This window comes from Streptomyces tritici (genome assembly GCF_048500665.1).
Lineage (GTDB): Bacteria > Actinomycetota > Actinomycetes > Streptomycetales > Streptomycetaceae > Streptomyces > Streptomyces tritici.
This window is the reverse complement of record NZ_CP183183.1, coordinates 864,359-876,804: the sequence shown is the minus strand read 5'-3', so window position 1 is coordinate 876,804 and position 12,446 is coordinate 864,359. Positions and strand designations below refer to the sequence as shown.

The following is a 12,446-nucleotide window of genomic DNA, read 5'->3' as shown; positions in this document are numbered from 1 at the left end:
TCGTGCGGTCCCCGTGGCGGAGACGCGCGCTCAGCTCCACGCGCCCCGATCGGTCAGGACGTCGCGCAGCGTCTCCAGATGATCGGTCATGATGCCATCGACCCCCAGGTCGAGGAGAGAGTTCATCCGCTCCGGATCATTGACGGTCCACACGTGCACCTGCAGCCCGCGGGCGTGCGCCTCGCGCACGAAGCGCCGGTCCACCACCCGGATCCCGCCCTGGCTCTCCGGCACCTGCGCCGCCACCGCGCCCGCGCGCAGCGCCGCCGGGATGCCGAACGAGCGCAGCCGCAGCCCCAGGACCCCGCGCACCCCGAACGAGGTGGCCAGGCGCGGTCCGGCCAGGCGCTGCGCCCGGGCGACCCGGCGCTCGTCGAAGGAGCCCACGCAGACCCGGTCCCAGGCACCGGTCCGGCGGATCAGGTCCACCAGCGGCTCCAGCGCGGACTCCGCCTTCAGATCCACGTTCCACCGGGCCTCGGGGAACTCGTCGAGCAGGTCCTCGAAGAGCGGCAGCGGCTCCTTGCCGGCCACCCGGACCTCGCGCACCGCGCTCCACGGCAGGTCGCGGATCCGGCCGGCGGTGTCGGTCACCCGGTCCAGGGTGGTGTCGTGGAAGGCCACCAGCACCCCGTCCGAGGTGGTGTGCACATCGGTCTCGAAGTAGCGGTAGCCCGCCGAGGCGGCGCGCCGGAACGCGGCGGCGGTGTTCTCCAGGCCGTCCGCCGTGCCGCCGCGGTGGGCGAACGGGATCGGGGCCGGGTGGTCCAGGTAGGGGTGGCGTACGCGAGTCACGGCCGCAGTATGACCTGCTTCGGTGTCCCGGAGGCGACCACGGTGCTGCCCGCGTCCGGCTCGGCGACGGCGAAGTACCGCAGGAAGAACTGCGCGAGCGGGCCGATGCTCAGCGCGTACAGCACCGTGCCGACGCCCAGCGAGCCGCCGAGCAGGAAGCCGGAGACCACCACGGCCACCTCGATCGCCGTGCGGACCAGACGGATCGAGCGGCCGGTGAGCCGGTGCAGTCCGGTCATCAGGCCGTCGCGCGGACCGGGCCCGAAGCGGGCGGCGATGTAGAGGCCGGTGGCCAGTCCGTTCAGCACGATGCCGAGGAGCATGAGCGCGATCCGCAGCGGCAAACCCTGGGCGTCGGGGACCAGGGCGAGGGTGGCGTCCATCGCGACGCCGATCACGAACACGTTGGAGACCGTGCCGAGGCCGGGCTTCTGCCGGATCGGGATCCACAGCAGCAGCACCACGGCGCCGACGACGATCGACACGGTGCCGATGGTCAGTCCGGTCCGCTCCGCGAGACCCTGGTGGAGCACGCCCCAGGGCTCCAGGCCGAGCCCGCCGCGCACGAGGAGCGCCGAACTCGCCCCGTACAGCGCGAGGCCCACGTAGAGCTGCGTGAGCCGGCGAGGCAGATGCCGGCCGCGGAGGCCGGAGGCGATGGACATGGAGATGCCCCCCTGTCTGGTGGATGTGGACTGACACATGACACCCTGTGGCAGGGGCAGAGATGCCAACCATGGCCAATCCGAGGAAGGTGGACTGAATTCCATGGCTGAATGGACTTCGGCGGTGGGGGCCGCCCAGCTGGCCCGGCAGCTCCAGGCGCAGCAGCCGCGGCCCGCGGGCCCCGGCGCCCGCAAGCCGCCCGCCTACCGCGCGCTGGCCGACGGCATCCGCCTGCTGGTCCTGGAGGGCCGGGTCCCCGTCGCCGCCCGGCTGCCCGCCGAGCGCGAACTGGCGCTCGCGCTGACCGTGAGCCGGACGACCGTCGCGGCCGCGTACGAGGCGCTGCGCGCCGAGGGCTTCCTGGAGTCGCGGCGCGGCGCCGGCAGCTGGACCGCCGTCCCGGCCGGGAACCCGCTGCCCGCCCGCGGCCTCGAACCGCTGCCGCCGGAGTCGCTGGGCTCCATGATCGACCTCGGCTGCGCGGCGCTGCCCGCGCCCGAGCCGTGGCTCACCCGCAGCGTGCAGGGGGCGCTGGAGGAGCTGGCGCCCTACGCGCACACCCACGGCGACTACCCGGCCGGGCTGCCGGTGCTGCGGCAGATGATCGCCGACCGCTACACCGAGCGCGGCATCCCCACGATGCCGGAGCAGATCATGGTCACCACCGGGGCCATGGGCGCCATCGACGCCATCTGCCACCTCTTCGCCGGGCGCGGCGAGCGGATCGCCGTGGAGTCGCCTTCCTACGCCAACATCCTCCAGCTCATGCGCGAGGCCGGCGCCCGGCTCGTGCCCGTCGCCATGGCGGAGGGGCTCGGCGGCTGGGACCTCGGCCGCTGGCGGCAGGTGCTGCGGGACGCGGCGCCGCGCCTCGCGTACGTGGTCGCCGACTTCCACAACCCGACCGGCGCGCTCGCGAGCGAGGACCAGCGCCGGCAGCTCGTCGACGCGGCCCGGTCCGCGGGGACGGTGCTGGTCGTGGACGAGACGATGACCGAGCTGTACCTGGACGACGACCTGGAGATGCCGCGGCCGGTCTGCGCCTTCGACCCCGCGGGCGCGACCGTGCTGACGGTCGGCTCGGCGAGCAAGGCGTTCTGGGCCGGGATGCGCATCGGCTGGGTGCGGGCCTCGCCCGACGTGATCCGCTCCCTGGTCGCCGCCCGCGCCTACGCGGACCTGGGCACGCCGGTCCTGGAGCAGCTGGGCGTGCACTGGCTGATGCGCACCGGCGGCTGGGAGGAGGCGGTCGCGCTGCGCCGCGCCCAGGCCCGCGAGAACCGGGACGCGCTGGTCTCGGCGGTGCGAAGGGAGCTGCCGGACTGGGAGTTCCACGTTCCGCGCGGCGGTCTGACGCTCTGGGTCCGCACCGGCGGCCTGTCCGGCTCGCGCCTCGCCGAGGTCGGCGAACGCGTCGGCGTCCGGGTGCCCTCGGGCCCCCGCTTCGGCGTCGACGGCGCCTTCGAGGGCTACGTCCGGCTGCCCTTCACCGTCAGCGGCCCGGTCGCCGAGGAGGCGGCCGCCCGTCTCGCCGCCGCCGCCCGCCTGGTGGCCTCCGGCGCGGCCACCGGCGCCGAGCCGCCGCGCACGTTCGTGGCGTGACCTCCGGGTCCTGACACGAAGACGGCCCGTACGAGGCGGGGTCCTCGTACGGGCCGTGTCGTGCCGCGTGGTCCGTCAGCCCTCCGCGGGGACGATCGCGTGCTGCGCCGTGGCCTCCGCCTCGGACTCCGGCACGGTCTTGCGCAACCCCTCCGGCAGGACCTGGGGCAGCGCCTGCGGGTCCGGGAGCGGGTCAGGGTCCAGGGCGCCGGAGCGCGGGGGCAGGAGCGCGGTGACCGCCTGCCGGTGGGCGGCGGGGGCGGCGTCGTCGTACGGGTCCGGCGTCGCCGGGGTCTGCAGGCGGACGACGGGGCCGGCGCCCAGGCGGGCGTAGCCGCGGCCCGGGGGGACCTCCGGCGCCGGCGTCGTGTGCGGCGCCGCGCCGAGCACGGCCTCGATCCGGTCGGGGGCCGCCGGGCCGAGGACCACGCGGGCGCGGGTGTGCGTCCGTACGGCCTCGCCGATGGCGTCCAGGGCGTCGAACTGCTCCGCCACCACCACCGTCACCTGCGCCGCGCGCCCGTGCCGCAGCGGCACCTGGAGCAGGGCCTGCGGGTCGGTGCGGTCGTCGGCGGCCGCCAGGTACGACAGGACGCTCGGGCGGTCCAGCAGGATCCACAGCGGCCGGCGGGTGTCCTCCGGCGCGGGCAGGCCCGCCTGCCGCGCCCGGTTCGCCGCGACCAGCCGCCGCTCGGTCTCGTGCGCCGCCCACTCCAGGCTCGCCAGCGCGCCCGGCAGTCCGCACTCGACCGCCAGCACCCCGGCCCGCCCGGTCAGGCAGGCGTACTCGCCCGTGCCCGCCCCCTCGACGACCAGCACGTCGCCGTGCGGCAGCGCCTGCAGGGCGAGCGACCGCAGCAGCGAACTCGCGCCGCTGCCCGGCTGGCCGACGACCAGCAGATGCGGCTCCTGCGAGCGCGGGCCGGTCCGCCACACCACGGCCGGCGCGTCCTCCTCGCCGTCCGCCGCGACCACCGGCACCGTCCGCTGCACCGCGTCCGCGTCGGTGAACCCGAGCACCGTCTCCCCGGGCGCCGTCACGAAGCGCTGCGCCGCGATCGTGGTCGGCAGCGGCGCGAGCACGGTCATCAGCAGCTGGTTGCCCTCCTCGTCCCAGTCGAAGCGGTACTCCCGTCCGCGCCCCGACTTGGCGTGCAGCAGCTGCTCGATGCGGGTCCGGGCGGCGGGCTCGCCGTCCGTGAAGTACGCCGGGTACCTGATGCGCAGCCGCGTCAGCCGCCCGTTCTCGTCGAAGGCGTGGTCCGCGAACGCGCCGCTCCACTCGCCCCCGTGGGAGTACAGCGGCGCGGGGTCGTCCGGCACGGAGAAGTACGGCACCAGCGCCTCGTACAGGCCCTGCAGCCGGGCCAGCTCCGCCTCGTCGGGCCCCGTCCTCACGACGGGGCGTTCGCGCCCCTTCCACGCGGCCGCGCCCATCACCGAGACGAGGGCCAGGAGCGGCCCGTACGGCATGAGCGCGACGACCAGGACGCAGGCCGCGACCAGGAACAGCGTGGGACCGCGCCGCTCCTTGGGGGTCGCGGCCCACTTGGCGCGCGCGGTCGCGGCCAGCTTCCGCATGCCACGGGAGACCGTGATCAGCGGATGGAGCACGTCGGTGGCGCTGTCGGCGGCCGTGCGCGCGATCTCTCGACTGCGAGCGATCCGGTCGCTGCCGCTGGTCAGAATGCGGGGGAGTGGTCGCCGGGCCACGTCGTACTCCTGGAGTTGTGGAAGGGGCTGTGGGGCGTCGGCGTCAGAACTTGATGCCGCCCAGGAGGCTGGCGAGGCTCTGGCCGCCGGCCGTGATGCTCGGCGCGATCGCCGTGCCGGCGAGGTAGAAGCCGAACAGTGCGCTGACGAGGGCGTGGGACGCCTTCATCCCGTCCTTCTTGAAGAACAGGAAGCAGATGATTCCGAGCAGCACCACACCTGAGATGGACAGGATCATTTGGGGTTCTCCTGGTTGAGGGGACAGTCACCATGAGTCCTTCCAGGTTCACAGGAAGTATCTATGCGATAAAAGGTGCAAAAGAGTGAAAAGCTGGCGTTTTCACTTGACCGGCGGACGGGGACCCGTTCCCCGGGTGGCGAAAGCCCCGGGGTGCGGTAGAGGACCCGGCCGTCGCCCCGTCCGCGGGTGATCTTTGCCGTGGAGGCCCCCGCTCATGTCGCGCGACGGGCAGTACCCTGTCGATTCACTCGTACGGCCCCAGCGAAAGGCGGACCCATGGGCAGCGTCCCGGAGACCCCCGAGACCCCTGCGACCCCCGACCCGGAGGTCGTCCGGCTGGCGACCGAGGTCTTCGACCTCGCGCGCCGGGGCGACGCCGGCGCCCTCGCGGCGTACGTCGACGCGGGCGTCCCGGTGGACCTCACCAACGACCGGGGCGACACCCTGCTCATGCTCGCCGCGTACCACGGGCACGCCGACGCCGTGCGGGTCCTGCTCGCCCGCGGCGCCGAGGCCGACCGCGCGAACGACCGGGGCCAGACCCCGCTGGCCGGCGCCGTCTTCAAGGGCGCCGAGGACGTCGTCCGCGCCCTCGTCGAGGGCGGCGCGAATCCGGAAGCCGGGACTCCGTCCGCGGCCGACACGGCGCGGATGTTCGCCAGGACCGAGCTCCTGGCACTCTTCGAATCCCGGTGAACGGGTACTGAACAGCAGGTGAGAGCGGTCCCGTAAATGTGGTCGCGGTCCGGAAACCGCTGGGTCATCATGACGACGAGCCCACAGGGGGCCACCGAAGAGAGGCAGAGGAAGATGGTCATCATCGAGCGACGGACGACGAGCGGCCCTACATGTTGCTGCGCGGCCTAGGTGAACCCCACTGTCCGGTTTTCCCCGGTTGCGTCGACAGCTTGATGTGAGGCCTTCCATGTTCGATCCCGTCATAGCGCCGAGCGGCACGCTGCTCGGTCTGCTGCAGAGGGGCCGCGGCGACGGCACCCTGCACGCCCTCGCAGCGCCACGCGCGGAAGCGCTGGCCGCCCTCAACCACTGCGTTCTGCACGACCCCCGCCAGGACTGGCGCGTCGAGAACCGCTCCCTCTACTACGCACGCCTGTACCTCGACCTGCACGGCGGCCTCGACGAGATCGAGGCGCACCTGTTCGGCGCCGAGGACCTGTTCGACACCGAGGACTCCCGGACCGGGCTCGCGCTCTCCGTCCTGGGACACCTCGCCGCCTACGGCCGCCGGGACGCCCTCCTCCTGCTCCGGCGCTACGCGGCGACCGGGGCGAACTGGGCCTGGGCGCTCGACGAGCTCGCCCTGCGCGACGACGACACCGGACTGCGCGCCCTGGCGGAGCCCGTCCTCGCCCGCTTCCCGGCCGACCCGGAGGGCGACGCCGCCCTGGCCGCGGCCGTCCGGGACGCCTACGAGCCGCGCCCCTGGCGGCTGTGGGCCGACGACCCGCGCGAGGCCGTGGGCGCCCGGGTGCGCGCCGCCGGCGAACGCGGCTCCTTCGACCGCTGGCAGCGGCAGCTGCGGCCCACCGGGCCCCGCCCCGGCTGGAGCGTGCAGGCCGTCCTCGACTGGGCCCAGCAGGGTCTGGAGCGCGGCACGGAACTGCACGGCCCCGCCGCGCGCTGCCTCAACGCCGTCGCCGGACCCGAGGACCGGCCCGCTCTTCTCGAGGCCGCCCGCAGCGGCCCCGACGGAGCGCGCTGCGCCGCACTCCACTACCTCGCCGAAGCCCGTGACCCGGCTGTGCTCGACCTGATCGAGACCGCGTCGACCGACCCCTCCCGGATCGTCGCGACCACCGCCGTCAGCGCCTTCGAGCGGATGTGCGGCGAGGCCGCCGTCGACCGGGCCCGCGGCTGGGTGCAGCGGCCCGACGCGCTCGGCGCCTCCGCGGCCGCCGTGCTCGCCGACCGCGGCGCCCCCCAGGACGCCCCGCTCGTGCTCGGCGCCCTGCGGCGCACCGTCCGCTCCGAAGGACCCGACGCGCCCGCCCTGTACGCCCTCGTCGACGGCGCCGGCCGGCTCGGCATCGGCTGCGCCGCGCCCGTGCTGCGCCACGTCTACCGCGAGACCTCCTCGTCCGAGCTGCGCGGCCGGACGGCCCGCGCGCTCGCCGCGACCGACCCCACGTACGCGACCGGCTTCGCCGTCGAGTGCCTGTGGGACTGCGAGGAGACCACCCGGGAACTGGCCGCCCAGTACGCCGAGACCGGGGACGTCCGGGTGGCCGAGCGATTGCGCAGGCTCGCCGCGGACCCGGCCGAGGAGGCCGAGGTCCAGACGGCGGTACGCAACCGCATCGGCCCCGACCTCCAGGTCTGAGGCCGCCGTCCGAGCCCGCCCCCACCGGGGCGGCGCGGCCCGCGCCGGACACGTACCGGCGCCGAGGCCCCGCCCGGCTGCGCGGGTGGGCTCGCGCAGCACCGCGCCCCGTCGGTCATGTGACCGACGGGGCGCAGTGTTGTCCGGGGGCCCGGGCGCCTCATGGCCGCGGGCTCCGGCCGGCGAGGTGGAGGAAACGGTCCGGCAGGGCGGCCAGCCACGCGGCCCGCTCGCTGGCGATCTCCTTCAGCCGGGCGTGGTCGCTGCGGGCGACCAGGTGACCCAGGTAGCGTTCCTCGAACTTCGCGTACTCCCGGTGCAGCGTGCGCAGCGCCGAGGCCACGTCGCGCTCCGGGGCGCCGACGAGGCGGGCGAGCGGCGCCGTGTACTGCTTCCAGCGGCCCTCGACGGCCTGCCGCAGCCGCACGTCGAGTTCGCCGGACCGGTCGATGACGCGCCGCAGTTCCTCCGGCTCGAGGCCGAGCGCGTCCGCCAGGAGCAGGGTCTGCCGGTCGGTCCCCGTCCAGTGGTGCTCCTGCTCCGCGCGGACGTAGTCCTGCGGATGCATGCCGAGGCGCCGGGCCAGCCGCTCGGCGGTGAACTGCCGGGCCAGGCGGTGTTCGCGCAGCGACCGCGGCCGCAGATCCATGAGTTCCGGCACCGGGGACCACAGCGCGTCGGCCAGTGCGAAGAGTTCGGCCTCCGACGGCGGTGCGGTCCCCGCCTCCCAGGCCAGCAGGGCTTCCACCGGACGGTGCACCCCCAACTGCGCCATCGCGGCGACCACTTGCTCCGGGGTCAGGCCGATGCGGAGACGGGCGGCCCGGGCCTGGCCGGGGGAGAACGGAGGGTACGAGGACACGTGCGGATCACCTCGGCTGCGCCGGGGCGGCCCAGGGATCCGCTCCGTCGTCGTCGGACGCGGCGAGGCTGTCCCAGTCGATGTTCCGCCGGGTGCGCCGGTTCTCGAACAGGTGGAAGAACAGGTTCAGTCCGACCGCCGTGAGCGTGCCGAGGGTGATGCCGCTGCCGAGGACGGCCCGTACCTCCGTGGGCATGCGCTCGAAGAAGGGCGCGACGGCGGTCGGCAGCATCGCGGCGCCGAGGCTGATGGCCAGGATGAGGGCGTTGCGCTCCTCCCGGAGGTCGACCTTGGCGAGGATCTGGATGCCCACCGCGGCGACCATGCCGAACATGGCGACGGCCGCGCCGCCGAGCACGGGATGCGGGACGGAGGCCACGACGGCGCCGGCCTTCGGCACCAGACCGAGCAGGATCATGAAGACACCGGCCGCGACCACGACGAACCGGCTGGTGACCCGGGAGATCCGGACCAGACCGATGTTCTCCGCGAACGCCACGTACGGGAAGGCGTTGAGCATGCCGCCGATGACGGTGGACAGGCCGTCGGCCCGCAGGGCCCGGCTGACGGTGTCCCCGTCGACGTTCTTGCCGGTGATCTCGCCCATGGCGTACACGTCACCGGTGGTCTCGACCATGGTGATGAGCATGACGACGACCATCGCCAGCATCGGGAAGACCGCGAAGTGCGGCAGGCCGAAGTGCAGCGGGCTGGTGACACCGACCCAGTCGGCGGTGTCGACCGCCCCCAGGTCGACGTCCCCGAGCAGCCAGGCGACGAACGTCCCGCAGACGAGCCCGAGCAGGACCGCGATGCCGCGCAGGAACGGGCCGCCGAACCGCACCACGAGCAGGATGAACAGCAGGGTTCCGCCCGCGTACGCGAGGTGGGCCGGGCTGCCGTACTCGGTTCCGCCGATGAGCGCCGCCCCGCCGCCGACGTCCTGGAGCGCCACCGGGATCAGCACGATGCCGATGACCGTCAGCAGGGTGCCGGTGACGATCGGCGGGAAGTACACGGTGAGCCGCCCGACGAACGGGGCGAAGAGGAAGACCGCGAGGCCGCCGGTGATGACCGCGCCGTAGACGACCAGCAGTCCGGCCGTGCCGCCGCCCGCGCCCTGACCGATGGCGATCATGGGCGAGACGGCCGTGAAGGTCGCTCCCTGGACGAGCGGCAGCCTGGCTCCGATCCGCCAGAAGCCCCATGCCTGGATGATCGTGGCGATTCCGGCGGTGACCAGGTCGGCGTTGATGAGGTAGACGAGTTCCTGCCGCGAGAGCCCGAGGCTGTTGCCCAGGATCACCGGTACGAGCACGGCGCCCGCGTAGAAGGCGAGGACGTGCTGGAAGCCGTAGAGCGCGAGGGTGGGCAGCGGGAGGACCTCGTCCACCGGGTGCACGGGGGTGGAGGGTCGTCGGCGCGAGGCCAGTGGTGCCATCTCTGCCTTGCCTTGAGGGGGAGGGAGAAGGGGTGGTGAAGGGTGAAGGGTGAAGCCTCGGGGAGAGCGTCCGGGCGACCGCGCGGATCGGGCGGTGCTCCGGCGGCGGCACGGGGTTGCCGGTGCGCGGCCGGGCGTTCGGACGGGGAGGCGGGAAGGGCCACGGGCGAACCACCCGGGCCGGAGACAGATCTTGATGGAAGGGAAGGCTCGGCGCAAGACGAGGGGCCGTATTTTTGCAGGCAAAACCCTTGAGTAACTTACGATTCCATGGCCTGATGCGGGGTCAGCTACGGATTTCGTCGTCCGTCTCGTCGGTCGTCCCGCGGTGCCCGGGGGAAACGCTCATGGGACGTTCGACGGGCGGAAAGATCCACGTTGGCGGGGGAACCCCGGGCCCGACGACAACACCGGTATGCGTGTCGTCATCGTCACCGAATCCTTTCCCCCCGACGTCAACGGTGTGGCGCACTGCGCCCTGCAGACCGCCCGGCACCTCGTCCGGCGCGGTCATGACCCGCTCGTGATGGCCCCGGCCGCGCCGCACGGCGCGGCCGACCCCGCGGACGCCGCCGCACCCTGCCCCGTGGTCCGCGTCCCGTCCCTTCCGCTTCCGGGATACCCGCAGGTCAGAGTGGCCCTGCCGAGCCGACGGGTGGCCGCCGCGATCGCCGCGCACCGCGCGGACGTGGTCCACCTCGCGAGCCCGTTCGTGCTCGGGGTACGCGGCATGGCGGCCGCCGCCCGGCTCGGCATCCCCGCCGTCGCCGTCTACCAGACCGACCTGGCCGGTTACGCCCGCACCTACGTCGGAGCCGGCGAGGGCACGGCCTGGCGCCGGCTGCGCACCGTGCACGCCGCCGCCGACCGCACCCTCGCCCCGTCCTCCGCCGCCGTGCGCGACCTGGAGGAGCACGGCGTGCCGCGGGTACGGCTCTGGCAGCGCGGCGTCGACACCGCGCGCTTCCGGCCCGGGCTGCGCGACGAGGCCCTGCGCCGCGCCCTCGCGCCCGGCGGCGAGGTCCTCGTCGGGTACGTGGGCCGGCTCGCGCCCGAGAAGCGCGTGGAGCTGCTGGCCGGCGTGTGCGGGCTGCCCGGGGTCCGCGTCGTCGTGGTCGGCGACGGGCCCAGCGAGCCCGGCCTGCGGGCCGCGCTGACCGGGGCGGTGTTCCTCGGCCGGCGCACCGGCGACGAGCTGGCGCGCATCTTCGCCTCCCTCGACGTGTTCGCGCACACCGGCCCGTACGAGACGTTCTGCCAGACCGTGCAGGAGGCCATGGCCAGCGGCGTCCCGGTCGTCGCCCCCGCCGCCGGCGGGCCGCTCGACCTCGTCGACCACCGCACCACCGGCTTCCTGGTGCCTCCGGACGACGCCGCCGCGACGAGCGCGGCCGTGGCGACCCTGGCCGCCTCACCGGACCTCCGCGCCGTCTACGGCCGCGCCGCCCGCGCGGCGGTCGGGCGGCGCACCTGGGAGGCGGTCGGCGACGAGCTGCTCGTCCACTACACCGAGGTCCTGGACGCCCGGCGCACGGCGGTGGCGGCGTGAGCGGCGCGGCGGTCCGGACGGCGGCGCGGACCGGGCCGCGGACGGACGCGGCGGAGGCGGCGGGGGCGGGGGCCGCGGGCGGGCTGCGGATCGTCCGCGTCGCCAACTTCGTCACCCCCACCTCCGGCGGACTGCGCACCGCCCTCGACCGGCTCGGCCGCGGCTACCTCGCCGCCGGGCACGAGCCGGTGCTGATCGTTCCGGGCGCGGAGGCCGACGACCGGGTCACCGAGCAGGGCCGCGTGATCACACTGCCCGGCACGGTCCTGCCCGGAACCGGCGGCTACCGGGTGCTCGCCGACCGCACCCGCGTCCGACGGCTCCTGGAGGAGCTCGCGCCCGACCGCCTGGAGGTCAACGACCGCACCACGCTGCGCTGGACAGGGCAGTGGGCGCGGCGCGCCCGCATCCCCTCCGTGATGGTCTCGCACGAGACGGCCGACGGCGTCCTGCGCACCTGGGGCGTCCCGCAGGCCGCCGCCGCCCGCGTCGCCGACCGGCTCAACCGGCGCAGCGCCTGGGCGTACTCGCGGATCGTCTGCACCACCGAATGGGCCGAGCGCGAGTTCGCGCGGATCGGCGCGCGCAACGTCGTCCGCGCACCGCTCGGCGTCGACCTCGACCGCTGCCGGCCCGGCCGGCACGACGCCGCGCTGCGGGCCCGGCACACCGGCGGCGCGCGCGTCCTGCTGCTGCTCTGCTCCCGCCTGTCGGTGGAGAAACGCCCCGGCACCGCCATCGACGCGCTCGCCGAGCTGCGCGCCTCCGGGGTGAGCGCCGCGCTGGTGGTGGCGGGCGAGGGGCCGCTGCGGGAGGGGCTGGAGCGGCGGGCCCGGGGGCTGCCGGTGCGGTTCCTCGGCCACGTCGCCGACCGCGAGGCCCTCGCCGACCTCCAGGCCGCCGCGGACGTGTGCCTCGCTCCCGGCCCCGCCGAGACCTTCGGGCTGTCCGCCCTGGAGGCGCTGGCCTGCGGCACGCCCGTCGTCGCGAGCGCCTCCTCGGCGCTCCCCGAGGTCCTCGGTCCGGCCGGGGCGGCCGCCGCCGACGAGCCCGCGGCCTTCGCCGCCGCCGTACGCGCCCTGCTCGCCGAGCCGGAGGCCGCACGCCGGGCCCGCGCCCGGGCCCGCGCCGAGCTCTTCTCCTGGCACCGCTCCACCACCGCCTTCCTCCGCGCCCACGACGCCCGCACCCTCGAGGCGGCCCCCCGATGACCCCGCACCCCCGAGGCGGCCCCCC

11 protein-coding genes are annotated in these 12,446 nt (G+C 74.9%); 5 read left to right on the top strand and 6 right to left on the bottom strand.

The annotated features are described in order from the left end of the window. Positions 1-30: 30 nt before the first annotated feature. Together ACNJ93_RS04035 and ACNJ93_RS04030 are read right to left on the bottom strand one after the other, a co-directional pair. A complete protein-coding gene (locus ACNJ93_RS04035; protein WP_418955932.1) occupies positions 31-795 on the bottom strand; it encodes a glycerophosphodiester phosphodiesterase in 765 nt (254 codons plus the stop codon). After that, positions 792-1,460 (bottom strand): YczE/YyaS/YitT family protein, encoded by a 669-nt coding sequence (locus ACNJ93_RS04030; RefSeq protein ID WP_418955931.1) that lies wholly within the window; start codon positions 1,458-1,460, stop codon positions 792-794. Before ACNJ93_RS04030 ends, ACNJ93_RS04035 begins: the two co-directional genes overlap by 4 nt. 103 nt (positions 1,461-1,563) lie before the next feature. Between ACNJ93_RS04030 and ACNJ93_RS04025 the strand changes: the two genes are divergently transcribed. Further along, the gene (locus tag ACNJ93_RS04025; protein WP_418955930.1) at positions 1,564-3,063 is read left to right on the top strand and encodes a PLP-dependent aminotransferase family protein; all 1,500 of its coding nucleotides are present in this window, start codon (positions 1,564-1,566) and stop codon (positions 3,061-3,063) included. A 75-nt stretch (positions 3,064-3,138) separates the two neighbouring features. On the opposite strand, the gene ACNJ93_RS04020 is transcribed toward ACNJ93_RS04025, so the two are convergent. Both ACNJ93_RS04020 and ACNJ93_RS04015 read right to left on the bottom strand, forming a co-directional pair. Beyond that, positions 3,139-4,776 (bottom strand): hypothetical protein, encoded by a 1,638-nt coding sequence (locus ACNJ93_RS04020; protein ID WP_418955929.1) that lies wholly within the window; start codon positions 4,774-4,776, stop codon positions 3,139-3,141. 43 nt (positions 4,777-4,819) lie between these two features. Further along, positions 4,820-5,014 carry a hypothetical protein gene (locus ACNJ93_RS04015; RefSeq protein ID WP_046907412.1) on the bottom strand — a complete coding sequence of 65 codons (195 nt, stop codon included), beginning with the start codon at positions 5,012-5,014 and terminating at the stop codon, positions 4,820-4,822. A 279-nt stretch (positions 5,015-5,293) separates the two neighbouring features. Here ACNJ93_RS04015 and ACNJ93_RS04010 point away from each other — a divergent pair, with 279 nt between their 5' ends. Next, positions 5,294-5,713: an ankyrin repeat domain-containing protein gene (locus ACNJ93_RS04010; protein WP_418955928.1), complete on the top strand. Its 420-nt coding sequence runs from the start codon at positions 5,294-5,296 to the stop codon at positions 5,711-5,713. A gap of 229 nt (positions 5,714-5,942) precedes the next feature. Continuing rightward, positions 5,943-7,358 (top strand): HEAT repeat domain-containing protein, encoded by a 1,416-nt coding sequence (locus ACNJ93_RS04005; RefSeq protein WP_418955927.1) that lies wholly within the window; start codon positions 5,943-5,945, stop codon positions 7,356-7,358. Positions 7,359-7,518: 160 nt separating this feature from the next. On the opposite strand, the gene ACNJ93_RS04000 is transcribed toward ACNJ93_RS04005, so the two are convergent. Together ACNJ93_RS04000 and ACNJ93_RS03995 are read right to left on the bottom strand one after the other, a co-directional pair. Next, positions 7,519-8,220, bottom strand: a complete 702-nt coding sequence (locus ACNJ93_RS04000) for a transcriptional regulator (RefSeq protein WP_418955926.1) — start codon at positions 8,218-8,220, stop codon at positions 7,519-7,521. Between the two features lie 7 nt (positions 8,221-8,227). After that, on the bottom strand, positions 8,228-9,661 hold the full coding sequence (locus ACNJ93_RS03995) for a nucleobase:cation symporter-2 family protein (RefSeq protein WP_418955925.1): 1,434 nt from the start codon (positions 9,659-9,661) through the stop codon (positions 8,228-8,230). A gap of 415 nt (positions 9,662-10,076) precedes the next feature. Between ACNJ93_RS03995 and ACNJ93_RS03990 the strand changes: the two genes are divergently transcribed. After that, positions 10,077-11,210, top strand: coding sequence for a glycosyltransferase family 4 protein (locus ACNJ93_RS03990; protein ID WP_418955924.1), 1,134 nt, complete (start codon positions 10,077-10,079; stop codon positions 11,208-11,210). A gap of 83 nt (positions 11,211-11,293) precedes the next feature. Next, the gene (locus ACNJ93_RS03985) at positions 11,294-12,421 is read left to right on the top strand and encodes a glycosyltransferase (RefSeq protein ID WP_418961302.1); all 1,128 of its coding nucleotides are present in this window, start codon (positions 11,294-11,296) and stop codon (positions 12,419-12,421) included. Positions 12,422-12,446: the final 25 nt, after the last annotated feature.